The sequence below is a fragment of the Microcoleus sp. AT3-D2 genome (assembly GCF_036705715.1).
GTDB lineage: Bacteria > Cyanobacteriota > Cyanobacteriia > Cyanobacteriales > Microcoleaceae > Microcoleus.
Window position 1 is genome coordinate 15243 of the sequence record NZ_JAUBVE010000011.1, and the last position, 22523, is coordinate 37765.

Genomic DNA, 22523 nt, shown 5'->3' on the forward strand with positions numbered 1-22523 from the left:
GTTATTTGCTGCTATGTTCGAGAGCGAGAAGAGGACAGGGGTAGAGGATTTGACGAGTGGGGAATACGGCATTGAAATATACAATTTAAATGCGCCACAGCTTAATTAATTTTCTGGCGAACCGGGCTATCGGGCCCGATCGCGGACAGCTCTTGGCAGCCCCCGCGAGCGATCGCGTGTAAAGATTTTTAATCTTTTATCAAGATATTTATCTCAATGTGAAGGAATTGGCAACTCTTATAACATCTTGTGTGTTGTAACTTGTGACACTACTGTATTAAGTTATTGTGGTCAAATATAAAATAATCATTAAGCCGATGGACATGAGGGTGCTTTTCGTCTATCGGCTTGAAACACCAAGACTAGCTTTTCGCTAGGCCCGCCCATTAAGCGCGTATTTACGCTCAACGAGGTTTTATGACTCCAGTCATGTTACGCCAACTCTGGTCATTAATTGAGACCACCCAAGCTACTCTGTTAGTCAATTTAGACGATGCCACCCTGGTACAGTGGCTGCTGAAGCAGTTAAAGACCAACTCTGCGCTCAATGGCAAAGAAGCAGATTTGTTGGACGAATACATCCAGTCTCGGCTTTCCCTAATCCGCGATTTAGCTGAGCAGCGGCTAGCACCAGAGCTACTGTGAGCGCATTCAATCAAAATCGGATAAATATTCCAGGGAAGGGCGATGAGCTCTCGCGCTGGGCAGAAATAGCAGGAAAGAAACTCGGTTTCAAGGATAAATCTTGGGTTTGACGACGAGGCCTCCAACCAGAAACCGGGTTTCTAACTCTGGGTTCCCAGCTTGCTAAAAAAAAACAGGCGGGTAGTCGGTGCAGTGGCCGCAGTGCAGCACCGGATGCAGAACGGCTAATTTGAAACCAGAGGCTGTTGTAGTTCGCCGATCGCCACAGTTCTGACAGCTACAAGGTAGGATTGTCAGGAAAGCGTTCTATTAAAATCTATGCGTAAATGGGGATTTCTGCTACTAGCAAGTGTGTTATTTGTGGCACCGTTGGCGTCTTGTAGGGATCGATCGGCACAAATCGGACAAACAACAGCAACAACTACTGCAGGTGGCAACTCGCAACAAGGTTCCAGCCGGATAGATACAATTGTCAGCCGTGGCAAACTGATTTGCGGCGTCAGCGGCGAACTGCCGGGTTTTAGCTTTGTAGACGAAACAGGCAAATATTCGGGACTAGATGTGGATGTGTGCAGGGCGGTCGCTGCGGCAATATTGGATGACCCAGAAAAAGTCGAGTACCGAAAACTCAACGCTAAAGATAGATTTACAGTTTTGCAGGCCGGAGAAATCGACATTCTCAGCCGAAATACCACCTATACGACGAGTCGGGACAGCACTACCGGAATGGAATTTGCCCCGGTGATCTTTTATGACTCTCAAAGCATCATGGTCAAAAAAGATAGTGGCATCAAAAGTTTAAAAGATTTTGCGGGCAAATCTATCTGCGTGCAGACAGGTACGAGCACCGAACAAAATTTGTCCGACCAAATGCGAAAAATAGGAATTAAATACACTCCTGTGGTGTTTGAAGATGTGAATGCTGTTTTTGCTACCTATCAAGAAGGTCGCTGTCAAGGTGTTACTGCCGATCGATCGCAGCTAGTCTCGAAGCGGACAACTCTGCCGAATTCCGAGAATAATGTTGTTTTGCCGATCGTGATGTCAAAAGAACCGTTAGCCCCAGCAGTGAAAAGCGGCGATCCTAAATGGGCTGACGCGGTGAGATGGATCGTTTTTGCGGCGATTGAAGCTGAAGATTTGGGAATTAATTCGGGAAATGTAGACCAACTTGTGGCAAGCACTACTGACCCCAGCGTCAAACGTTTGCTAGGAACAGAAGGAGATTTAGGTAAAGGTTTGGGGCTCCCGAACGACTACGCTGTCCGCGTTGTTAAGAAAGTGGGGAATTACGGGGAAATGTACGATCGCAACCTCGGCCCCAAAAGTACACTTAAGTTAGAACGCGGTCAAAACAGACTCTGGAAAGATGGCGGTTTGCTTTACTCGCCGCCGTTCCGCTAATTTTAGTTAACAGTTGACTGTTGACTGTTGACTGTTGACTGTTGACTGTTGACTGTTGACTGTTGACTGTTAACAGTCACGCACCAAAGCTATGTAGAGTCCGTGACTTGAAAAATCCCGATCGCCAATCGAGTAACTATCAAGTCATATCAAATCCGGTAGCATCGGAATTATTCATTTCTGTATTCTCTCCCTCTGCGTTCTCTGCGCCCTCTGCGGTTAAATCATTCCGATGCTACCGGAAACGATATCACGAACCAAAGCTCAATCTCGCCTGGATTTGCCAGCAGATTTATCAAATATAATTTAAGTTATGAACCCAGAACCTCAACCGGGGAAATCGCAGAAATTGCCCAAATTTAAAGATATATCAAAACTGCTGCGGGACGATCGGTTCTGGAAAATAGCCGGACAGGCGATCGCCCTAATTTTAGTAATAGTTGTTATTGCCATTCTCTGGGACAATCTCAGTGCCAATTACTCGCAACTGGGGATTTCGTTTGGATTTGATTTTCTCAATTCCCAAGCATCTTTTGACATCGGCGAAAGCGTCATTCCCTACAGTCCCGAAAACAGTTACAGGCAAGCTTATTTTGTCGGTTTAATCAACTCACTGCGGGTGATGGGTATCGGCATTATTTTCGCAACAGTTGCGGGTTTGACCGTAGGAATTGCGCGCCTTTCCGACAATTGGCTGCTGCGAAGTTTGGCTGGTTTGTATGTGGAAATTTTGCGAAATACGCCGTTATTGCTGCAATTATTTTTCTGGTATTTTGCAGTTTTCATTTCCCTGCCAAAACTCGAAGACAATCAGCAGATGAGGGGGCCGATTTACTTGACAAATCGCGGCATTGCTGTACCTTGGCCTGTGGCTTTGCCGGGTTTTGAGATTTGGTTGATTTTGCTAACTGTCGGAGTTTTGGGGGCGGTGGCGCTGTGGATGTGGCGGGCGCGGGTGATGTTGGAAGAAGCTAAGCCGGGAAGACAGTTGTTTTGGGCTCTAGGTGCGATCGGGCTGAGTGCAATCTTAGCTTTTATTATCACCAAAAATTTGCCTTTTCGGCTAGATTTCCCGCGCCTGACACCAGCCTTGCAACTCGAAGGAGGATTAAAATTAACTCCAGAATTTGCAGCCCTGGTGACAGGACTCAGCTTGTATACTGGCAGTTACATTGCAGAAATTGTCCGGGCCGGAATTCAGTCAGTATCGAAAGGTCAGTGGGAAGCGGGAAAGTCTTTGGGGCTGAAGTCGGGAACAATGATGCGGATGGTAATTTTGCCGCAAGCTTTGCGGGTGATTGTGCCGCCTTTAACCAGTCAGTATCTGAATTTAGCTAAGAATTCGAGTTTAGCGGTTGCGGTTGCTTATCCCGACGTTTACTTTGTGGTGGGCTCTCCGACGTTAAATCAGACCGGAAGGGCGATCGAAGCAATGTTAATTATCATGGTAACATATCTAACAATTAGTTTGATAGTTTCTCTGTTCATGAATTGGTACAATAAAACCGTACAAATCAAGGAAAGATAAAGAGTTAATGTTGGAAAATTTACAACGGCGAGCAAAGGAAATAGAAAAATGGCGTACAGGGATTTTAGTTTAGAGGGCGCAGTCAAAACATTTGAATTAAAGTATTCGGAAGTCGCCGATTTGTTTGGCAAAGAACCCAACTTAGAATGCAGCCAACTACTAGCCGAAACTCTAAAGCGCAGTGTACCGTTAGGTCTGGCAAGTAACACCCAGAAATCCCGCGCTGAAATGATTACAGCACCAATTTTAATTGAACTTAGAGAACAATTACAAAATCGAATTAGCTTATTTTCCGGTATTGACTTTAATGTTGACTCCGAAAGAGGCTTAGACGGTACTTGCGATTTTCTAATTGGCAATTCATCAGGACTTTTGTTAGTTGTTGCACCAGTCATTATAATTGTAGAAGCAAAACCGGAAAATCTCAATAGTGAATTGGGACTGTGCGTAGCGGAAATGTTGGCAGCCAGGATATTTAATGAGCGCCAAGGAAACGAAATTCCTGCGATTTATGGCGCTGTCACTAGCGGAACAACCTGGAAATTTATCCAATTAAAAAATCAAGTAATTGAAATAGATTTGACCGAGTATTACCTCACCGAGGTTAATAAAATTTTAGGTATTTTAGCCAGTGCAATTAATAATTAATAATTAATAACCAACAAATAAAATGGAAACAATACCTGTATTACCGCCCCCAGCCACCGAATCGCCTACCCCTTGGAATTGGGCGCGCAAAAATCTATTTAGTACCTGGTACAACAGCATTCTGACAGTAGTTTGCCTAATTATCGCCTTCCAAACTATTAAAGGAATTATCGTTTGGGCAACAACAAAAGCTCAATGGCGCGTATTAGAAGCCAACTTGCCGCTATTTTTCGCCGGCCGATTTCCCCGCGAATCCTACTGGCGGCTGTGGATAGTATCGGCAATAATTGCCTTGTTAGGAGGATTAACTTGGGGAAATATTCAGCGGCAAGAACGTCTTTGGAATCCGCCTTTACTAATTATACTTGGTGCTGCGGTTGTAGGTGCGGTCATTTCGCCGATCGACTTAACATCTCGTTTTTACCTGCTAGGCAATATTATTGTAGCGGCTGCTAGCTATTGGGCGGGCAGACAAATTAACCCTAAAATAATGAGTTGGATGCCTGCAATCTGGGTTCTTTCTTTCCCAATAGTTTTGTGGTTAATTAAAGGCGGGTTAGGTTTGACAGAAGTGTCAACAAATGATTGGGGCGGTTTAGTGCTGACGCTGTTTTTAGCAGTTATTAGTATTGTGCTTTCCTTTCCTTTAGGGGTATTGCTAGCACTCGGCAGACAAAGTTCTTTGCCTGTTGTGAGATTGTTATCAACATTATACATTGAAATTATTCGCGGTTTACCATTAATTGGCATTTTGTTTTTAGGTCAAGTAATGCTGCAACTCTTCTTGCCACCAGAATATCCCAAATTGGATAGAGTAATTAGAGCGATTGCTGGCTTAACGTTATTTAGTGCGGCATACTTGGCAGAAAACGTGCGCGGTGGCTTGCAAGCCGTGCCTAGGGGACAGATAGAAGCAGCGAGGTCGATCGGGCTCAATACACCCCTGCTTACAATTCTAATTGTACTGCCTCAAGCATTGCGAATAGTCATTCCTGCGATCGGCGGTCAATTCATCGGATTATTCATGGATACATCCCTGCTGTCTCTATTCGGAATGTTAGAATTAATCGGAATATCCCGCGCAGTTTTAGCAAATCCATCCTATATCGGCAGATATGCCGAAGTTTACATATTCGTCGGCATCATTTATTGGATATTTTGCTACTCAATGTCCCTAGCAAGCCGCAAAATAGAACGAACTTTAGGCGTAGGTCAAAGGTAAAAAAAAAATCTGCGTTCATCCGCGTTCATCAGTGGTTTAAAAATAAAAAAATATGGAAACTAAACCCACAATCCCAGAACAAGTAATCGTAGCAGAAAACGTCCACAAATGGTACGGACAATTTCACGTACTGCGAGGTGTCAGCATGACCGTAAACCGAGGTGAAGTGGTTGTCGTGATGGGGCCCTCTGGTTCAGGAAAATCGACGTTTATTCGCACATTCAACGCATTAGAAGAATACCAACAAGGTAAAATTACGATCGACGGAATCGAACTTTCCCACGACTTACGTAACATCGAAACAATTCGCCGTGAAGTAGGAATGGTGTTTCAGCAATTCAACCTGTTTCCCCACTTATCAGTTTTGCAAAACGTCATGCTAGCGCCAGTATGGGTGCGGCGCTGGCCCAAGAAAAAAGCTGAAGAAGTGGCGATGCAACTGTTAGAAAGAGTGGGAATTTTGGAACAAGCACAAAAATATCCCGGACAGTTGTCTGGGGGACAGCAGCAGCGGGTCGCTATTGCACGTTCTCTAGCAATGCAGCCTAAAATCATGCTGTTTGATGAACCGACATCAGCATTAGACCCGGAGATGGTGCGGGAAGTTTTAGATGTAATGCGAAATTTGGCTCAAACTGGAATTACAATGGTGGTGGTGACTCACGAAGTCGGGTTTGCGCGCGAAGTTGCCGATCGCATTGTATTGATGGATGGCGGCGTTTTAGTTGAAGAAGCGAAGCCGGAAGAGTTTTTTCAGAATCCGAAGGAAGAACGCACGCGCAAGTTTTTATCTCAGATATTGTAACTGATTTTAAAGTGTAGTCGGTGGGTTTTGCGACGCTAGCAGCAGTAAAAATCGGCACAATTAAGGTAGAATAAAAGAGTGTACAATCAGTCTCTATTTTGCTGAGATAGCTTGCAATGCCATCCACAAAAACTCTGCCGTTAGTTAAAGACTCGGAACGCCTAGAAAGTCGCCTCAAAGAAATTCCGGCGGTTCCTGGTGTATATTTAATGCGAGACGAGGGCGATCGCATCCTTTACATCGGCAAATCAAAAAAACTCCGAAACCGCGTCCGTTCCTACTTCCGCGAAAGCCAAAATCTTAGTCCCCGCATCGCGATGATGGTGCAGCAAGTGCGCGAAATTGAATTCATCGCCACCGACACAGAAGCGGAAGCTTTAGCATTAGAAGCAAACCTCGTAAAACAGCACCAACCTTACTTTAATGTCCTCCTCAAAGATGATAAGAAATATCCTTATTTGTGCATAACTTGGTCGGAGGAATACCCGCGCATTTTTATCACCCGCAAACGCCGCGCAGGTAGTGCAAAAGACCGCTACTATGGCCCCTACGTTGATACAGGGGCACTGAGGAGTACGCTGCATTTAATTAAACGGATTTTCCCGCTGCGGCAGCGCCCTCAACCGCTATTTAAAGACCGTCCTTGTTTGAACTACGACATCGGGCGCTGCGTCGGCGTTTGTCAAGGGTTAACTTCGCCGGAGGAATATCATAAAATCATCCAAAAAGTAGCGATGATTTTCCAGGGGAGAACTCAGGAATTACTCGATATTTTAGCGCCGCAAATGGAACAAGCTGCCGAAGATTTAAACTTTGAAACGGCGGCGCGCATTCGTGACCAAATTAAGGGTTTGCAGTCTTTGAGTGCGGGTCAAAAAGTGTCTTTGCCAGACGATACTGTTTCCAGAGATGCGATCGCACTTGCGGCAGACACCCAACACGCTTGCGTTCAATTGTTCCAAATTCGGGCCGGTCAATTGGTCGGAAGATTAGGATTTATGGCGGAAATACCGCCCCAACCCCCCGTTGCCAAGGAGGGGCAAGAGTTATCTCAACTTTCTCTTTCCTCCCCCCTTTGGCAAGGGGGAGAACGAGGGGGGATAGAGGCCGGAGCGATTTTACAGCGCGTGTTGGAAGAACACTATCAAAATGTCGAATCTGTAGAAATTCCCAGCGAAATTTCAGTGCAGTACGAATTGCCAGAAGCGGAAATATTAGCAGATTGGTTGAGCAATCGTAAGGGGCGAAAAGTTACGATTTTGACGCCGCAACGGCAAACTAAGGCAGAATTGATTGAGATGGTGGAACGCAACGCTGAGTATGAATTGGCGAGAATGCAAAGATTGAGCGATCGCAATTCTCAAGCAATGGAAGATTTAGCAGAAATTCTCGATTTGCCAGAAGTTCCTCGCCGCATTGAAGGTTACGATATTTCTCACATTCAAGGTTCTGACGCCGTTGCTTCCCGCGTCGTATTTATTGACGGTTTGCCCGCTAATCAACACTACCGCCATTACAAAATTAAAAATCCTGAAATAAAATCGGGTCATTCTGATGATTTTGCGAGTTTAGCAGAAGTTATCGGTCGCCGATTTCGAGGATTGAAGGAAGAAGAAAGAGGGAAGATGGAAGATGGATTTAGCGATTTAGAAGAACAGGAAAAACTCAGCAATTTATCCTCCGTTTCTCGTACTATTTCGGACAAACCCGACTTAATTATGATAGATGGTGGCAAAGGTCAACTGTCAGCAGTTGTGGCTGTTTTGCGGGAGATGAATTTGCTAGAAGAGTTGCGCGTTGTCAGTTTGGCAAAGCAGCGAGAGGAGATATTTTTGCCGGGGGAATCTTTGCCGCTGCCAACTAATTCTGAGCAGCCTGGGGTACAATTATTGCGCCGGGTGCGGGATGAGGCCCACAGATTTGCTGTGAGTTTTCACCGCGATCGAAGAAGCGAGAGAATGAAGCGATCGCGCCTTGATGAAATTCCCGGATTGGGACACCACCGACAAAAACAATTGTTGGCACATTTTCGGTCGATCGACTACCTGCGTTTAGCGACTCCCGAACAGTTGGCAGAAGTTTCTGGGATTGGCCCGCGTCTGGCGCAGCAAATTTACGATTATTTTCATCCGTAAAGCCTTACGCAGCAGCCGAGACGGGGATTTTTGGGGTAAGGGGGCGATCGGGCCGCAAGTCCCTATTCAGCCACTGTCAGGGAGGTATTCAAAAATTTTGCACAGGCCTATTGCAATCCCCAGAGACTCGTGGTATGTTTAGTTTCTGTGCGCGGGCATAGTTTAGTGGTAAAACTTTAGCCTTCCAAGCTAACTATGCGGGTTCGATTCCCGCTGCCCGCTTGCGCCTACAAAAACCTCAAACTAACGAGAAATCAACGGTTTGAGGTTTTTTATTGCTGATTTTCTCGGTTGTCAATGGGTCGGATTGACTAGAAATTGAATACAAATTGAATACAATTTGCCTCGTTTGGATACAAATTGGATACAATCCATACCTAGACTGGGTTTGAGCCGTTCTCATCCGCTAGGAGTCCCAGAATAGCGTTGATGTCCGCCAAGTCCGCCCTCGACTTTTTGCGCTGCCCTTTTAACTGATTGAGCAAGTCGGCCGCTTCTGGCAACTCGCTGACAGTGACTGATTTTTGTTTTAGGTCGGAGACTTCCGATCGGAGTTCAGCGCAAGTTTCTTCCTGATCGTCCAACTCTTCCCGCAATTCATCCCACCGAGTCTTCTCTACCTCAAGTTGCGATCGCAATTCCTGCACCTCTTGCCGGAGCTTATTGGTTACTTGGGTACTGGATTCTAAAAGCTTGGCGTAGTCTGCCTTCAAAGTCTCATTCTCTGCCTGCAAGTTACCTATAATGCTCTGTAACTCTTTATCTGTAACCCCTACATCAGGCGTGAGTAACTCAGGGGAATCACTCAGACTTTCAGACTTTCCCGGCATTACACTCCGTAACGCTTCCAAGGATTCCTGTAAAGCCTTTACCTGCAATTCTAAAGCTGTCAATCTGTCAACAACGCGGGTGTCTGTAACTTTGTCTGTAACTTCCCGATTGCTTGTCTCTGTAACTTTATCTGTAACCCGTGGTTGTGGGGGAGTGTTTAGAACCCCTGCAATCTCTTCAAGCTTTGCGGTGCTTAACTCCGAGGTTTTGCCAACATACTTCTTATGTAACCGCCCCGCCACCTTTCTGTAACCGTACCAATAGTCCCCTCCCTTTCCTGATTCCTTGCGTACTGTGTAGGGCTTGCTTGCCTCTGTCGGCTCAAACCTAAATGAAGTTATTGATTCCAACCAGATGGAACCCTTGGAGGAATCTAGCTCGAATACCTTGCCATCCTCCGCCTCAACCATCCCCTGCACTACCGATGGAATTGCCATAAGTTACATACGAGTTACATATTTAGCTATGTAACTATCGTAGGTAACTTATAGGTAACTGTCAAGGGTTACAGAAACATTGAGTAAGTTAGAGCTTCATCAAGTCGGAGCCTTCAAATTCAGACTGCCGAATATTCTTAATCGGCTTGTCAAACTTGACGAGATAGCTCGCGCCACTGCGACCGTACAAAGTGTCCACAATCTCCCCGCGAGCACCTTGGTAAATGCCGCCTACATCCTTGACCACAACGCGCTGACCTATCTCAAAAGTTTTGGGCTTCTTGGTAGAGGTCGCAGCAGGCTTAGCGGTTTCTGTAGTACAGCTCATCATTGAGGACTGAGAGGTTTTAGGAGAAGGCGTAAAAGTGTCCCCAATGTCCCCATTAGAGCTCAATTCTATACTTGGCATGGTTTTGGAATTGGGGACAGGGGTGTCCCCAATGTGTCCCCAATTGTCCCCATTAGATTGACTTGATGGGGACACTGTGTCACTTAATGGGGGTATTGGGGACATAGTGGGGACAGGGGTGTCCCCATCTGTAACGCTTGCGGTGTCTAACTTGTAGCCCATTGGGGACATTGGGGACACATAAGTAAGAGAGAATAAAATACTTCGCCCTTTACTTGTAACCTCTCCGTAATTCATGGTTACTAATTCCGTGAACCACTCTTGAATCTCTTGATTTGACTTTCGGTGCTTTCCGTTGAATGTCTTACTTACTTCGCGAACTGATACCGCGCCACCATTGCGTTCTGCCAGCGAGATGATTTTCGCGAGATTACTTTCAAGTGCATCGGGACTGGAAGCCTCAATATTTATGCTCAAAGCTTGCTGTGTCGTGTACTCAACCCACTTGATAGCAGCAGCAACTTGACTAGCAGGAATCTTGGGAGAAACCTCAATCCCCATGTGTGCAGCGTAAATACAGTGCAGGATGGTTGCGACGCGGCCAACTTTCTCAGCAGCCTTGCCTAACATCGCCCGCATCCCTTGCTTGGGATGATTTAACCGGAGTCGCTGGCAGTGGTTGTAATAGTCCACAAACAACTTTCGGGCTTCCTCATCTAGCTCGAACTGCATCATTGGGATAGTGTCCACATTTTCGTAGAGCGCTTGCAGCATGGGGTTGATGTCAATCTTTGACACCCCTAAAGTTATCTGGGTCAAGACTGGTGGCTGTTGCACAAAGTCAAATCGGGCAAAGGTTCCGTTATCGTCACTGCCATCTCCCAGAAAGGGTTCTAAGACCTTGGGTTGAATGTTTCCATAAATAGAAAGGGAGACAGCACCGACGTTGACGGTAGTGCCGGCTGCACGTGCCACTACAGCACCGTTACCGCTCCAACATTCCAGCAAGTCCTCTTTGTCACTTCCCTTGCCACTGCGGTACTGGTTGGCTGATTTGAAGAATCCCGCAAGCTCATCGCTTATCCAGAGAATACCTTGACTGGGATTCCGACCTACCATCCCTGCTATCCCCTCCCATGTAGCTTTAGTGATGTAGGGGATTGTCTCTACAGGGGCATCAGGCGCGGGGCCTTTGTCCTCATCCTTGCTGTTTTTCCATTGTTCAAGCTCCTCTTTGTAGGCTTTTTCTTGGGCATTGAACTTCTCCTGATTCTTTTGCCGCATTGCTGCCAGCGGGTCTGTAATCATGGCATTCAATACCGGAGTCTTCATCTGGCTTGACTCTGCGATAAGAGCTCCGAAGTAGCCAAAAGTCCGACACCGATACCTGTTCCATTCCTCCACAAGCATTGTGCTGCTGCCATTTTTCAAGAATCTTGAGACACCGGAAATCAGTGCTAGCGCGTAACACTCAGGCTTGAGGTTCATGCGTCGCGCTACTTCTTCGATCGGGTCTGCTAAAGATACGGGGAAGATTTCTGAGAGTTTGACACTGGCAGACTTAGAGGCAAGTAGTTGCTCAACCCCAATTCTCGTGTCTTCCTTGTTGGCTTCTTGCTCGGACTCTTGCTCAAGCTCGCGATAAATCTTCCAGACATCGGCAGAGTTGAGGCGGTATTTTTGGGCAAGCTCAGAAATCTTAAGCTGTAGCTGAGATTTCTTGAGGTCGGACTCTAGCAGTTCTTCAATCTCTCGCCCCAACTCGGAGATGTGGGGAACTTGAAATGGTTCAGGACGGACAACTTTTGCCGCTACCTGCGGGGAGGTTTTGAAAACCTTCTTCTCTCCGATCGCCGCTCTAATGTCCTCTGCCGTTATCTGGTGCTGCTCAATCCAGTCGGCAATATCTAGCCCTTTACTCTTAGGTAAGTTTTCCCAAGCTTTAGAGTTTGGGTAGGGATAAAGCCAGAGGGCATCTGGAAATTCTTGATGCAATAGTTCAGCGTGTTTGATTCCCGGTTCATCGCGATCGGGAACAATCACAACCTTTGCACCTTCCAAATCGCCTGTGTCAGAGCTTCGCCACTTTTCAGAACCGCCAATATTGCAGGTAGCGGCCAAACCTAAATTCCACAAAGTATCAGCGCAGGATTCCCCCTCAGCAATGAAAATAAGTTCATTATTTGCGATCGCCTTTCGGATTTCGGCGTAGCGGTAAACAGGGATATTATCGCGAGGTACATCCTTAGTCCCTACTACCCAGCCAATCTGCCGGGAAGCTTTGCACTTGCCCCAATGTTCTTGATGCCAGTCAGCCTCACCTTTACCATTTTTGCCACCTTTCCCGTCATCAAAACGCACGACACGCGCCAAGGGTGAACCGTCGCGGGCGGGATATTCCCAATAACGAGTCTGGCGGGGACGGATTGCTTTTTTCTCTTGAGGGCGGGCATAGAAAATTTTGCCGTCCTTGTCAGCTTTCGAGGTTGCCTCCCACCCATCAGCGGGCGGTTGGTCGCGGTTGCAGACTGACAACTCACCTATGGAGTAGCACCAGTCAGGCTTGCCACAGTGCGGGCAAGGGTTAGATTTTGAAACTTTGACAAGATTGCCACGGACACTTGAAGTTTGCCCGCCATTCGAGTTAATATTGTTGTACATGAATTTTTCTCGCGCCAAGCGAGGTTGATTACCAAAAGCCGTTGCAGCAGGTTCCAATTGTCAGCAGCGGTTTTTTGGCGTTTACAGGTTTTAGAAAAATTAAAACAGGTGGAACCGCCCCGCTAGTTGATTGCGGGTGCGGGTAGGCTGTCGGTGAGCGAGACACCGATTAAGCCATTGCAGAATTTAGGGATAAGGACTAAAGCTTTAAGCAGTTGAGCTTGATGCGCTAAATGCTTAGCCATCGCCAGAAGCATCGCCTCTTTGTCATACTCTGTGACGAGCGCACAGATTCTCTGAGGGTTAAATCTGGGATTGTATTTTATAAACCAGCGCAACCACCAACGCCAAATTCGGCGTTCTTCTAAAATTTCTAGTGGCGTTAGTGGGGGGTTATTCTCCATGTCAAATATTCTAGGCGACAGGTTAGCTCTGCGGATCGAGAAGTTGTCCCGATGGTGCGCGCATTTTAATTGAACTGGTTGTGCAGGAACCTTATAAGGTTCCATTTTCTCTATGCACGTCAGAATGCGGGTTCTGGCTGATTTTTAATTGAACTGGTTAAATTACAAACCTATAGGTTTCGCCATTCTCTATACACGGAGAATATAGAGCGCGTTTTGGAAAATCTCGAATTGCGAGCGCTAGCCTCGTATAATCTCGTATTTACACAAACCTATATAGGTTTGTGCCGTAGAGAGGCAGTTATAGCAAGGGTTTGAGCGCTATATTTTGGAGAATGGGGGAGCGTTTTTTCTCCCCGCTAGCACATCGCCTCGACCTATTCAAGGGGTATATTTGCTGTCAAACTCAGAACCCTGATTCTCTATGGGTTTGAGCGTATACAAAAAATCCTGACCTATAGGTAGTAGCCTCTACTTGTCATTACAGAAAATCGAACCCTATAGGGTTTAACTTTTATTCCTCACTACTAATTTTTTGCTTCTCTTTGTGTTACCGGGTTTCACTAATCCCGGTGCGAACTCGCGGCCGGAAGGCAGGCCATAAGCCAGCCCCCTCCCGGCCCACGTTGTCATGGTTCCTGTCCACCAAATTTATTGAGCAATTCCTCAAGCTGCTTTTTACCTTCAGAAAATTTACGCCCCTTTTTGCCGAGAATATTCTCGATAATCCAAGTCGGAGTTTTGCCCTCAACCTGTGCCGCTTCCACTTTCCACCAAAGCTTTAAATCATTAGCATCTTCTTCGGAAGTGGAAGCGGAAGCTTCAGGCTGTAAGTCGTTGCTGTACAAGACTTCCAAGGCTTCCCGCGCCGCTTCCACTTCCTCGCCGGAAGCTGCAAGGATAGCTTCAGCTTCCTTCCGTCGCTGTTGCTCAGCAACATAGATCGAAGTGCTAAGCTCGTCCGCGACATCGGCGTCGATCGCCCGCTCTTTCATCGCCTCGAAATCAGCCTCTTTAGCAACCTTGAGGGCACATCGGCGACCTTCAAAGCAGCAAGCGAAACCCGACACCAGGGCGATACCTTGCATGAAATTATGCAGGGGAATCTTGCGGGAAAAAATGAATGGCGGAGCTAGCCAGAGAGTAAGCCCCGATAGAGACAAAACCGACACCTTTAAGAGCGACATAACATCACCCCCGCCCCGACTAAAGCGCCGATCGTAGTGGCAATCAATCTGAACCTAAATTGCAGTAAATTGATTTTCAAGATGGCAATAATTGCGTCATCTAGCAGCCAAGCGCTAGCGCTAACAATGAGTTTGAGCGCGAACAATGCTTGCACAAATAGCAGTAGGGAATGATGGAGCGATGCCAGCCAGCAAAGGAAGCTGGAGGCAATCGCAGTCAGCAGAAAATTGTTGCCAAGTGCGATCGCTTTTATCATTTGTCCGTGCCTCCCAGTAATTTCGCCTTGATAGCCTCAATCCGTTCAGTAGCGCGATTTTCTGCCTTCTCAAGTCCGATACCTAACCGGGCATAACCGGGACGTAAGCCGTGCAATGTCTTCGCCAAACCCACATCAGCTTTTTTCTTAGTGAGTTCGTTTGTGGCTACCGCTCCCTCATATTTGCGATGGCTTTTATGCACTTTTGCGTCCGCCTCCTCAATCTGGGTCAGCGATTTGTAAGCTTTTTTAGCGTACCGAGCGCCCTCGGTTTTTTTCCTTTGCCAGCTCCTTGAGCTTGTCAGCTTCTTCCTTGTCAAAATAGCGAGGTGCGTCAACGACGGGCGAAGTGCGGATGCTGGCAAAGTTGCCGGGATTGAGCGGTGTGATGACGCTGGCATCTGTCGGGGCGGTCAATTTCTCAGATTTGCTGCTGATAGCATCACTGCTTTCGCCGCCGAATAGTCGGGTCATTGTTCCCATTATTTACCTACCTGAATTGTGATTTTTACGGGTAAAAGATTAAGTGGATTGATGCGTGGAAACATTCCTAAAATCAGCACGGCGAAACCAACCGACGCAAGAGCCAGAGCGAGGGCTTGTCCAAAATCAACCCATTCCAGCAAGTTAATCTGGCGCGAATTTTCAGTGGAAACAATCGAGGCGTCAATAGATGTGATTTCAGGTTTGCGATCGAACTCTAGACCGTGTGAATTTAGTAATGCTTCCCACGTTTTAGTAGCAGTGAGCTTGCCAAACTTTCGGGCTTCGCTATCACAAAGACCACAGGAATAAGCAACAGTTTTTAGGTGGTCAATACGACGGCAAGAGACAGGAGGCTTAGACATCGGTGACAAGTCTCAAATCATCGCCCGATATCATGTTTTCATCAAAGCAGGGGTAACAAATCTCAGAAGCACTGCCCCCAGTCCAATTGATGAGATATTCCCAGCGGTGGCGACTTGGATGCCAGCAGGCTCCCATTACTTCGCCAAGTTCGTCTTCAACTTCTTCACCTTCCGCATCTTCGTCGTCTAAGTCTTCATCTAGCCAAGGACTGCGGATTTTGTCGCCAACACTAAAAGCTGGGACAGGATGTGGGTATTTTTTTTCGGCTGACTTAGCCACTGGTTTGGCTGGCTCAGTAGCTGATTTGACCGCAAATAGCAAAGCAGCCGACACAACTTTCTGCAAAAGTTCGCGCCGGGAAAATGTAAAGTGTTGCGATCGCCCATCAGGAAACCGCGCCGAAATTGGCATAATTGTTAAGCTCCAACCGTTGTGTTTGAACGTTTGGGGAAGTCGTGACTTGGCTAGCATTGGAAGTGCTTGTCAGTCGCGCATCAATCTTCCTTACCTTTAGAGTGCAGGTTTACAGCCACCGTGTCAATAGGTAGCTGTAAAGTTTTGTGTCCCAAAAGTTGCCCCTAGAATCAACATCCTAACAGTATCAAAGCGGGCGTAAATGCTCCAAAATCTTGCCGTCTAAATACACAGCATTAATCACTCTTTCCGACGTATCGCACCACTTAGCAACAACCGCACTGGGTACACCCTTGCCAACCTGTTCGCTGATAAAAGTATCCCGGCAAGAATAGGGCGTAGTTGTCTTGCAATCCTGTTGATGTTGGCGGGCGTTTTCAGTAATCGGGTCAACTAATTTGTGCCACACCTGCTTAGTGAAATTGTTGTAATTAATCGCCCCGCCTTTAACAGGTGATGGAAAAACCAACCTATCTTTGTCAGTCAGACTTTGTGGCTTGATACTTTTCAACAACTGAATCAATTCTTGATTGCAAGGAAATTTACGCCGCTTGTTGTTTTTACTGCCGTCAACCCTTGTCTCCTTACCGCTTGGGTGCTGTATACTCCCGTTAAACACAATGTGAGAAAAGTCAGGAGCGATGTCACACCACCTCAAGCCCACAGCTTCAGATGGACGGCATCCAGTCAGCAGCCAGAACTGCACCATCGGGTAGTAAAAGCAAAACTTTTGTCCGGTTTCTCCCCTCCCGTTCCAAGTACCTCTGTGGTTCTTGAAAGCCTCCAATACCAGCTCTTTTTCTTGAGCTGTAAATGCGTTTGGATCCGGGTCGCTTTCCCAGTTGTGCTTAGGCAATTCTGCTGCCATCCCTTCAAACGGCGATACGGTTAAACCCTTAACAATCTTGAACTTAATCCCCCACTTTACCGCTGCATTTAGGTGAGTCAAAATCCTTTTAGTCATGCTGTTAGTCGTATCCTCCAACAGCCACGCGCGTACCTGCAAAGCACAGTCCTCTGATAGAGGCTGGTGAGGGCAACGGTCAATATAACCTTGAATGCCCGTCACCAAGTAATTGAAAGTTGTCGCTTTGAGTGCTGGTTTCTTGAATTCCAAGTATTTAGCAAACAGCTTAGTCAGTGTCAGTTCTGGCTTAGGCTTGACTGTCTCAATAACAGTCAGGTGAGTCTGCGTTTTGTACTTCTTGAGTGTGGGGTCAAACCGCTCAAACTTGATGTCAGATTCAATCAACTGTGCTTTAGCCTCTGCCAGTTCCCAGTTCTCAGGGGTATCTGCCAAGTTGAGGTAAAGAAACTTTCGGTTTCCCCCGTAAAGGTGTCGAGGCATTTGAAGGCGCAATCTCCCTTCATTGGTTTGAACAACAACAGAGCCTTTTTTCGCTTTAAGCGGTGGCAGGTTAGTCATGGCTGATTACCAACTCAACACCATCACGATACACCTTTTGGATACAGATTGGATACAATCCTCCGACACCTACTAAGGCAAAACCCGCAAACCACTGCATACAAAAGGATTCCCACTGTGAGTCCGCTAGCCTTCCAAGCTAACTATGCGGGTTCGATTCCCGCTGCCCGCTTGCGCCTACAAAAACCTCAAACCAACTATAAATCAACGGTTTGAGGTTTTTTATTGCTGATTTTTTCGGTTTTCAAGGGGTCTAGTTGACTAGAAATTGACTAGAAATTGGAGACAATTTGACTACGGAACGACCAAACTGAGTATCAACTGAGTATCCAATGACTACCTGATCGCCCTTTTTGGAGACAATTTGGAGACAAATGAATACAAATTGAATACAAAGCATACCTATATTCAGTTTGAGCCGTTTAGCTTTGCAAGTAGCTCTCAAAACGCCTCCACATCTGAGTTTGTGGTGAGCTGGGTACAAGAATAATTAGTTAACATAGAGTGCCCTGATTTGCCAAGCTTGCCAAGCGCACTCAGCTTGAGTTATGACTGATTCGGAGTTGCATCAGTCACAAGGAGAGCCCGTGAAATATTTTTCAGTAGTAATGTATTTGCTGCGGGAACGGCAACAGTTTCTCGAAGAAATTCGCCAAGGTGTCAAGCTCAAATCTAAAATTTTCGGTTTGTTGATTTCTAGTACCGTATTTTTTGGCATTTACGGAGCTATATTAGGTGCATCTAGTACGTGGATGCAATGTCTGGTTTCAGCAATTAAGTTGCCAGCACTTTACTTGCTGACGCTGATTATCTGCTTTCCCACACTGTACTTTTTTAATGTCATGTTTGGTTCAAAACGAACTTTTGAGCAGTATTTGACATTGTTGATGACAGCGATGGCGATGATTAGCGTTTTACTGTTTGGATTTGCACCTGTCAGTCTGTTTTTTCTTCTGAGCAGTCCCAATTACAATTTTTTTCTGGTGTTGAATGTTGCTATTATGGCAATCACAGGATTTTTGGGGGTAAGTTTCATTTATCAAGGAATGCACTTTCTGTCCGAACAAGATGCGGAAGGCAAAGACATCAGGCTAAATATTTTGCGCTTTTGGTTGGGACTTTATGCGTTTGTTGGCACTCAGTTGGGATGGACGCTGAGACCGTTTTTTGGGTCGTCGGGAATGGCTTTTCAACTCTTCCGAAACCGAGAAAGCAATTTTTATATGAGTCTGTGGCAATCAATTATGTCTCTGGGAGGATCGTAATCAATCCCTATTTAAGGAGATTTTAAAGAGTGATACAAGCGGATTTGGATGAGTTAAAAATTCCTGAGAAGGAGTTGGAGGATTTGAGCGGAATAGCTTTGAGCGACGGTTTTGCAGCGGATTTTTACCGACCTGCTGCATTACGGGACGGGAAAAAGCTGTTTTCTCTTTTGTTGAATGAGTTGCTGATATTTTGCTTGACATTAGTTGTTTCGCTGCCTGTTGCTTTACTGGCTAATCAACATAATGTTGGTTCATTTAGCGATGGTGAGATATTTGTCCGGGTTCTACAAATAACTTTGGGTTTGTCGCTGGCGATTACTGTTGCTTGGAATGTCTATAAATGGGTTAAGGCAAAACCTCTGGTAACGCTGGCGGGCCTGCTGGATGAAGTTGAGAAGTATCATGAGGTGATTCAGGCTTTAGATATTATTGATCGCCTAACGGCTGCTGGCAATTTACAAGCCAATTTAATTAACCGAGGAGATGCAATTGAAGCATTAAAAATTACTAGAGAAAGTTTAGTCTGTGCTTTGAAAACAGAGAGGATTCTCAGGGAAAATCAGCAATTTATCGGCCGCCGTTACGAGTTATTTGCTAATATTGAAAGTAATTTGGCTGCTTTGATGGCACTGGATGTGAGCGATCGGGCGACTGAATACGGGCGGTTGCTAAATGAAGCTTTGGAAATTGGGATGAGCGTGCACAAAGAGGTAAGAAAGTTGCAAAATGGGCGTTAGAGTTGCTGGAGAGTTCCTGGTTGGTAGTAAAAGTAGTAACTGAGATATTGCACCATGCTCAAGAACAGGCAGGATGCCTGTTCCACAAAAATTTAATTTTCTTGTGGGGAGTAGGGGTTGGGCATCCTGCCCGCCTCTGAAAGGCTTATTGAAAATGGTGCAATATAGAAGTTAATCCAAATTTTTTTCCCACCGTAAATTTAATCCTCAAAAATATCCAACTGTTCGTCCTCAGACTCTTTTTTGCCATCTTTTTTAACACCTTTCCGCAGCCCGATCGCAATTTTGCTATGTTTCTCAATCTGCTTCATCACCTGTCTCGCCCTGTCAATCACCGACGGCGGTAAACCAGCTAATCTCCCCGCTTCAATTCCGTAAGATTTGTCAGCACCTCCCGGCTGAACTTGGTGCAAAAATACGATTTGATCCGGCAATTCTTTCACTGTCACCTGATAATTTGCGACATTATCTAAAATAGAAGCTAACTCATTTAACTCGTGATAGTGAGTCGCAAAAATCGTCCGCGCCCGAATCTCAGTTGCTAAATATTCTGCCACAGACCAAGCAATCGAAAGTCCGTCAAACGTCGCCGTTCCCCTGCCAATTTCATCTAGCAAAACCAATGATTGCGGCGTCGCGTGATTGAGAATATTTGCAGTTTCGTTCATTTCCACCATAAACGTAGACTGACCCGTTGCCAAATCATCTACTGCGCCGACGCGGGTAAAAATGCGATCGCAAATTCCCAAACTCGCAGCTTTCGCCGGCACAAAACTGCCCATCTGCGCCATTAACTGGATTAAACCCACCTGCCGCAAGTAGCAGCTTTTCCCGCTAGCATTCGGCCCGGTTAAAATAATTAAATCTGGGCGGTTTAGCGATTCTTCCCGACCCAAAAAAGCAGAATTAGGTACAAAAAATCCCGGCGGCAAAGACTTTTCCACCACAGGATGACAACCTTCAATAATTTTAATTTCCCGACTTTCTGTCATAGTCGGGCGGCAGTAATTCTGGTAAACTGCAACTTCTGCTAAACCGCACAAAACATCCGCAGCCGCCACCGCGCGGGAAACGTTGCGAATAATTTCGGCGTGTTCTCCTACCTCCGATCGCACTTTAGCAAAAATATCATATTCCAATTGATTTAAATCTTCCCGCGCTGTCAGAATTCGCACTTCTCTTTCTTTTAATTCTTCAGTGCTGTAGCGTTCTTCATTGGTGAGAGTTTGCTTGCGGGTGTAGTCGTTCGGCACTTGGTCTACTTTCGATTTAGTAATGCTGATGTAATAGCCGAAAGCTTTATTGTAGCCTACTTTTAAATTAGAAATTCCGGTGCGCTTTCTCTCAGTTGCTTCTAAATTTGCAATCCATTCTTGGTCTGCTGATGCAGTGTGGCGCATTTCATCAAGCATGGCATTGATTCCCGATCGAATCAAACCTCCTTCTTTTAAATGAATCGGCGGTTCGTCAACTAAATGAGCGTGAATTTTACTTGCTAATTCTTCTAAAATTGGCGGTACATTTTGCAGCGCTTTCAAATAGGGCGATCGCCCTTGCGCTGCGATCGAAGCTAATTCCGGCAGTTTTCCCAGAGAATCAGCTAAAGCGACCAAATCCCGCGCGCTAGCTGTTCCCGAACCGGCGCGGCCTGTCAGTCTTTCGATGTCGTAAATTTGGCGCAGCAACTGCTGAAAATCTTGGCGCAGACCGTTATTTTCTACTAATTCTTGGATCGTGTCGTGTCTGGCGCCAATGCCTTTAATGTTGAGCAAAGGTTGCAGCACCCAGCGGCGCAAAGCGCGGCCTCCCATTGCGGTGCTGGTTTTATCTATCGCCCACAGCAGCGAACCGTGAAAAACCCCATCTCTCACTGTTTGAGTAATTTCGAGATTGCGGCGGGTTTGGTAGTCGAGTATGAGAAAATCGGTGAGAGTGTAAGTGTGCAATCTTTGCAAAGAAACTGCTTTTTCCTTTTGAGTCTCTTCGAGATATTGCAGCAAACCGCCGGCGGCGCGCACTGCGAGGGGCAAATGGCCACATCCCATACCTTCAAGCGATCGCACTTTGAATTTTTGCAGGATTCTTTGTTTTGCTTCGGGCAAAGTAAACGGAATTTGCGATCGCAAAGAATAGCAAAACGAATTCGGCAAACAATCGGGTAAATGCTCGGATTTCTCTCCGGGCCTCAACATAGTCACCAAATCCGGCGCATTAGTCGGTACCAAGACTTCCGAAGGTTGCAAACGCAGCAATTCGAGGGTTAATTGTTCTAAAGTGTCTGCTTGGGTAGTGACGAATTCTCCTGTAGAAATATCTGTATAAGCTAATCCCCAATGTTCCCCCGCTATCACAATTGCTGCTAAAAAATTATTTTGTCTGGGTTTGAGCATTCCGTCATCAGTCAAAGTTCCGGGAGTGAGAATGCGGGTAATTTCTCGCTTGACTTGGCGGCCTTCTTTAGCAGCAATCGAGGCATCTTCAACTTGATCGCAAACTACCACAGCATAGCCTTTTTCTACTAACATTGACGTGTAGCGATCGAGGGCGTGGTGCGGCACTCCTGTCATCGGCACTCGACCGATTTCTTTGCCGCTTTCTTTGCTAGTACAAACAAGTTCTAACTCCCTAGAAATCGTAACTGCATCTTGGAAAAAACACTCAAAAAAATCTCCCACTCGAAATAACAAAAGTGCGTGGGGATACTGTTCTTTCACTTCCACATACCGCTGCATCATCGGCGTTAGCTTGGTGAATTCTAGTAAGCGGTGGTCGGCATTGCGGATGTTGGGTTGAGTGGGGTCTGTTGGGGTAGATGCAGTGTAAGGCATAAAAGGCGATCGATAAATTTTAATCTTTAACAACTTTAGCGCAAGCTCGGCTTTTAGCTATAACTAATGATACAATATTTGACGATTATTCCTCCTTAAGCAGGGTGCGTGATTCTCAATATTGGGGCATGGTGTTGAGCTATACAAAAGTCAAGCACCCTACTTAATAATTGATAAACCCGCTTGTACTTGAGAATTTTTCGGTCGCCTTTTATCTAATGTGAGCTTAAGCCTCCGCTATAGTGAGATTAAGTGCGAAATTTTTATTTATTGTGAGAGGGGAGCGATGGGCGATCGACAAAAACAATCTCAGCTATGTAGTTGTTAGCTGTTATAGCAGATGTTGAAGGAAGAAAGAAGAAGGAAAAAGGAAAAAGGAAAAAGGCTTTAGTTATCTAGGAGAGAAGGAAGAAGGCTTTAGTTATCTATGAGAGAAGGAAGAAGCAATCTTCGGCAACGGTTTCAGCAATTAAGAATGTTCTAACCGT

20 protein-coding genes and 1 tRNA gene are annotated in these 22523 nt (G+C 46.1%); 10 read left to right on the forward strand and 11 right to left on the reverse strand.

The window, feature by feature from the left end; all coding sequences use genetic code 11:
- The first annotated feature begins 417 nt into the window (after positions 1 to 417).
- The 8 genes from QUB44_RS07095 to QUB44_RS07130 all read left to right on the forward strand — a co-directional run bounded on the left by QUB44_RS07095 (position 418) and on the right by QUB44_RS07130 (position 8609).
- Entirely contained in the window at positions 418 to 645 is a 228-nt protein-coding gene (locus tag QUB44_RS07095; protein ID WP_015178453.1) for a hypothetical protein, read from the forward strand.
- A gap of 318 nt (positions 646 to 963) precedes the next feature.
- Positions 964 to 2049: an amino acid ABC transporter substrate-binding protein gene (locus tag QUB44_RS07100; RefSeq protein ID WP_333364821.1), complete on the forward strand. Its 1086-nt coding sequence runs from the start codon at positions 964 to 966 to the stop codon at positions 2047 to 2049.
- Between the two features lie 313 nt (positions 2050 to 2362).
- Positions 2363 to 3577 carry an ABC transporter permease subunit gene (locus QUB44_RS07105; protein WP_333364824.1) on the forward strand — a complete coding sequence of 405 codons (1215 nt, stop codon included), beginning with the start codon at positions 2363 to 2365 and terminating at the stop codon, positions 3575 to 3577.
- 48 nt (positions 3578 to 3625) lie between these two features.
- On the forward strand, positions 3626 to 4225 hold the full coding sequence (locus QUB44_RS07110) for a hypothetical protein (RefSeq protein ID WP_333364828.1): 600 nt from the start codon (positions 3626 to 3628) through the stop codon (positions 4223 to 4225).
- Positions 4226 to 4247: 22 nt separating this feature from the next.
- Entirely contained in the window at positions 4248 to 5447 is a 1200-nt protein-coding gene (locus QUB44_RS07115) for an amino acid ABC transporter permease (protein WP_333364831.1), read from the forward strand.
- Positions 5448 to 5499: 52 nt separating this feature from the next.
- On the forward strand, positions 5500 to 6252 hold the full coding sequence (locus QUB44_RS07120; protein ID WP_333364835.1) for an amino acid ABC transporter ATP-binding protein: 753 nt from the start codon (positions 5500 to 5502) through the stop codon (positions 6250 to 6252).
- Positions 6253 to 6368: 116 nt separating this feature from the next.
- Positions 6369 to 8387 carry an excinuclease ABC subunit UvrC gene (gene uvrC, locus QUB44_RS07125; protein ID WP_333364838.1) on the forward strand — a complete coding sequence of 673 codons (2019 nt, stop codon included), beginning with the start codon at positions 6369 to 6371 and terminating at the stop codon, positions 8385 to 8387.
- A gap of 151 nt (positions 8388 to 8538) precedes the next feature.
- Positions 8539 to 8609 (forward strand) — tRNA-Gly (locus QUB44_RS07130).
- 155 nt (positions 8610 to 8764) lie between these two features.
- Here QUB44_RS07130 and QUB44_RS07135 read toward each other — a convergent pair.
- The 10 genes from QUB44_RS07135 to QUB44_RS07180 form a co-directional block, all read right to left on the reverse strand.
- Positions 8765 to 9655 carry a hypothetical protein gene (locus tag QUB44_RS07135; protein ID WP_333364841.1) on the reverse strand — a complete coding sequence of 297 codons (891 nt, stop codon included), beginning with the start codon at positions 9653 to 9655 and terminating at the stop codon, positions 8765 to 8767.
- Positions 9656 to 9743: 88 nt separating this feature from the next.
- Positions 9744 to 12665, reverse strand: a complete 2922-nt coding sequence (locus tag QUB44_RS07140; protein ID WP_333364844.1) for a DUF3987 domain-containing protein — start codon at positions 12663 to 12665, stop codon at positions 9744 to 9746.
- A 122-nt stretch (positions 12666 to 12787) separates the two neighbouring features.
- Positions 12788 to 13069 (reverse strand): hypothetical protein, encoded by a 282-nt coding sequence (locus QUB44_RS07145; RefSeq protein WP_333364848.1) that lies wholly within the window; start codon positions 13067 to 13069, stop codon positions 12788 to 12790.
- Between the two features lie 629 nt (positions 13070 to 13698).
- Positions 13699 to 14256 carry a hypothetical protein gene (locus tag QUB44_RS07150; protein ID WP_333364851.1) on the reverse strand — a complete coding sequence of 186 codons (558 nt, stop codon included), beginning with the start codon at positions 14254 to 14256 and terminating at the stop codon, positions 13699 to 13701.
- Positions 14244 to 14513 carry a hypothetical protein gene (locus QUB44_RS07155; protein WP_333364854.1) on the reverse strand — a complete coding sequence of 90 codons (270 nt, stop codon included), beginning with the start codon at positions 14511 to 14513 and terminating at the stop codon, positions 14244 to 14246. Before QUB44_RS07155 ends, QUB44_RS07150 begins: the two co-directional genes overlap by 13 nt.
- A complete protein-coding gene (locus QUB44_RS07160; RefSeq protein ID WP_333364857.1) occupies positions 14510 to 14716 on the reverse strand; it encodes a hypothetical protein in 207 nt (68 codons plus the stop codon). Before QUB44_RS07160 ends, QUB44_RS07155 begins: the two co-directional genes overlap by 4 nt.
- 46 nt (positions 14717 to 14762) lie before the next feature.
- Complete coding sequence (locus QUB44_RS07165; RefSeq protein WP_333364860.1) at positions 14763 to 14987, reverse strand: hypothetical protein; 225 nt, start codon at positions 14985 to 14987, stop codon at positions 14763 to 14765.
- Between the two features lie 8 nt (positions 14988 to 14995).
- A complete protein-coding gene (locus tag QUB44_RS07170) occupies positions 14996 to 15361 on the reverse strand; it encodes a hypothetical protein (protein WP_333364863.1) in 366 nt (121 codons plus the stop codon).
- The gene (locus QUB44_RS07175) at positions 15354 to 15833 is read right to left on the reverse strand and encodes a hypothetical protein (RefSeq protein WP_333364866.1); all 480 of its coding nucleotides are present in this window, start codon (positions 15831 to 15833) and stop codon (positions 15354 to 15356) included. Before QUB44_RS07175 ends, QUB44_RS07170 begins: the two co-directional genes overlap by 8 nt.
- A 130-nt stretch (positions 15834 to 15963) precedes the next feature.
- Positions 15964 to 17202: a tyrosine-type recombinase/integrase gene (locus QUB44_RS07180; protein ID WP_333364868.1), complete on the reverse strand. Its 1239-nt coding sequence runs from the start codon at positions 17200 to 17202 to the stop codon at positions 15964 to 15966.
- A gap of 548 nt (positions 17203 to 17750) precedes the next feature.
- Between QUB44_RS07180 and QUB44_RS07185 the strand changes: the two genes are divergently transcribed.
- Complete coding sequence (locus QUB44_RS07185; protein ID WP_333364871.1) at positions 17751 to 18467, forward strand: actin-binding WH2 domain-containing protein; 717 nt, start codon at positions 17751 to 17753, stop codon at positions 18465 to 18467.
- Positions 18468 to 18496: 29 nt separating this feature from the next.
- Positions 18497 to 19207, forward strand: a complete 711-nt coding sequence (locus tag QUB44_RS07190; RefSeq protein WP_333364874.1) for a hypothetical protein — start codon at positions 18497 to 18499, stop codon at positions 19205 to 19207.
- Between the two features lie 200 nt (positions 19208 to 19407).
- Here the strand turns inward: QUB44_RS07190 and mutS are convergent, their stop codons facing one another.
- Positions 19408 to 22035 carry a DNA mismatch repair protein MutS gene (gene mutS / locus QUB44_RS07195; protein WP_333364877.1) on the reverse strand — a complete coding sequence of 876 codons (2628 nt, stop codon included), beginning with the start codon at positions 22033 to 22035 and terminating at the stop codon, positions 19408 to 19410.
- Positions 22036 to 22523 lie beyond the last annotated feature (488 nt).

Bases quoted from the DNA above. Each gene is read 5' to 3' on its own strand.
- QUB44_RS07095 (WP_015178453.1), top strand. From the start codon at position 418: ATGACTCCAGTCATGTTACGCCAACTCTGGTCATTAATTGAGACCACC.
- QUB44_RS07100 (WP_333364821.1), top strand. From the start codon at position 964: ATGCGTAAATGGGGATTTCTGCTACTAGCAAGTGTGTTATTTGTGGCA.
- QUB44_RS07105 (WP_333364824.1), top strand. From the start codon at position 2,363: ATGAACCCAGAACCTCAACCGGGGAAATCGCAGAAATTGCCCAAATTT.
- QUB44_RS07110 (WP_333364828.1), top strand. From the start codon at position 3,626: ATGGCGTACAGGGATTTTAGTTTAGAGGGCGCAGTCAAAACATTTGAA.
- QUB44_RS07115 (WP_333364831.1), top strand. From the start codon at position 4,248: ATGGAAACAATACCTGTATTACCGCCCCCAGCCACCGAATCGCCTACC.
- QUB44_RS07120 (WP_333364835.1), top strand. From the start codon at position 5,500: ATGGAAACTAAACCCACAATCCCAGAACAAGTAATCGTAGCAGAAAAC.
- uvrC (WP_333364838.1), top strand. From the start codon at position 6,369: ATGCCATCCACAAAAACTCTGCCGTTAGTTAAAGACTCGGAACGCCTA.
- QUB44_RS07135 (WP_333364841.1), bottom strand. From the start codon at position 9,655: ATGGCAATTCCATCGGTAGTGCAGGGGATGGTTGAGGCGGAGGATGGC.
- QUB44_RS07140 (WP_333364844.1), bottom strand. From the start codon at position 12,665: ATGTACAACAATATTAACTCGAATGGCGGGCAAACTTCAAGTGTCCGT.
- QUB44_RS07145 (WP_333364848.1), bottom strand. From the start codon at position 13,069: ATGGAGAATAACCCCCCACTAACGCCACTAGAAATTTTAGAAGAACGC.
- QUB44_RS07150 (WP_333364851.1), bottom strand. From the start codon at position 14,256: ATGTCGCTCTTAAAGGTGTCGGTTTTGTCTCTATCGGGGCTTACTCTC.
- QUB44_RS07155 (WP_333364854.1), bottom strand. From the start codon at position 14,513: ATGATAAAAGCGATCGCACTTGGCAACAATTTTCTGCTGACTGCGATT.
- QUB44_RS07165 (WP_333364860.1), bottom strand. From the start codon at position 14,987: ATGACCCGACTATTCGGCGGCGAAAGCAGTGATGCTATCAGCAGCAAA.
- QUB44_RS07170 (WP_333364863.1), bottom strand. From the start codon at position 15,361: ATGTCTAAGCCTCCTGTCTCTTGCCGTCGTATTGACCACCTAAAAACT.
- QUB44_RS07175 (WP_333364866.1), bottom strand. From the start codon at position 15,833: ATGCTAGCCAAGTCACGACTTCCCCAAACGTTCAAACACAACGGTTGG.
- QUB44_RS07180 (WP_333364868.1), bottom strand. From the start codon at position 17,202: ATGACTAACCTGCCACCGCTTAAAGCGAAAAAAGGCTCTGTTGTTGTT.
- QUB44_RS07185 (WP_333364871.1), top strand. From the start codon at position 17,751: ATGACTGATTCGGAGTTGCATCAGTCACAAGGAGAGCCCGTGAAATAT.
- mutS (WP_333364877.1), bottom strand. From the start codon at position 22,035: ATGCCTTACACTGCATCTACCCCAACAGACCCCACTCAACCCAACATC.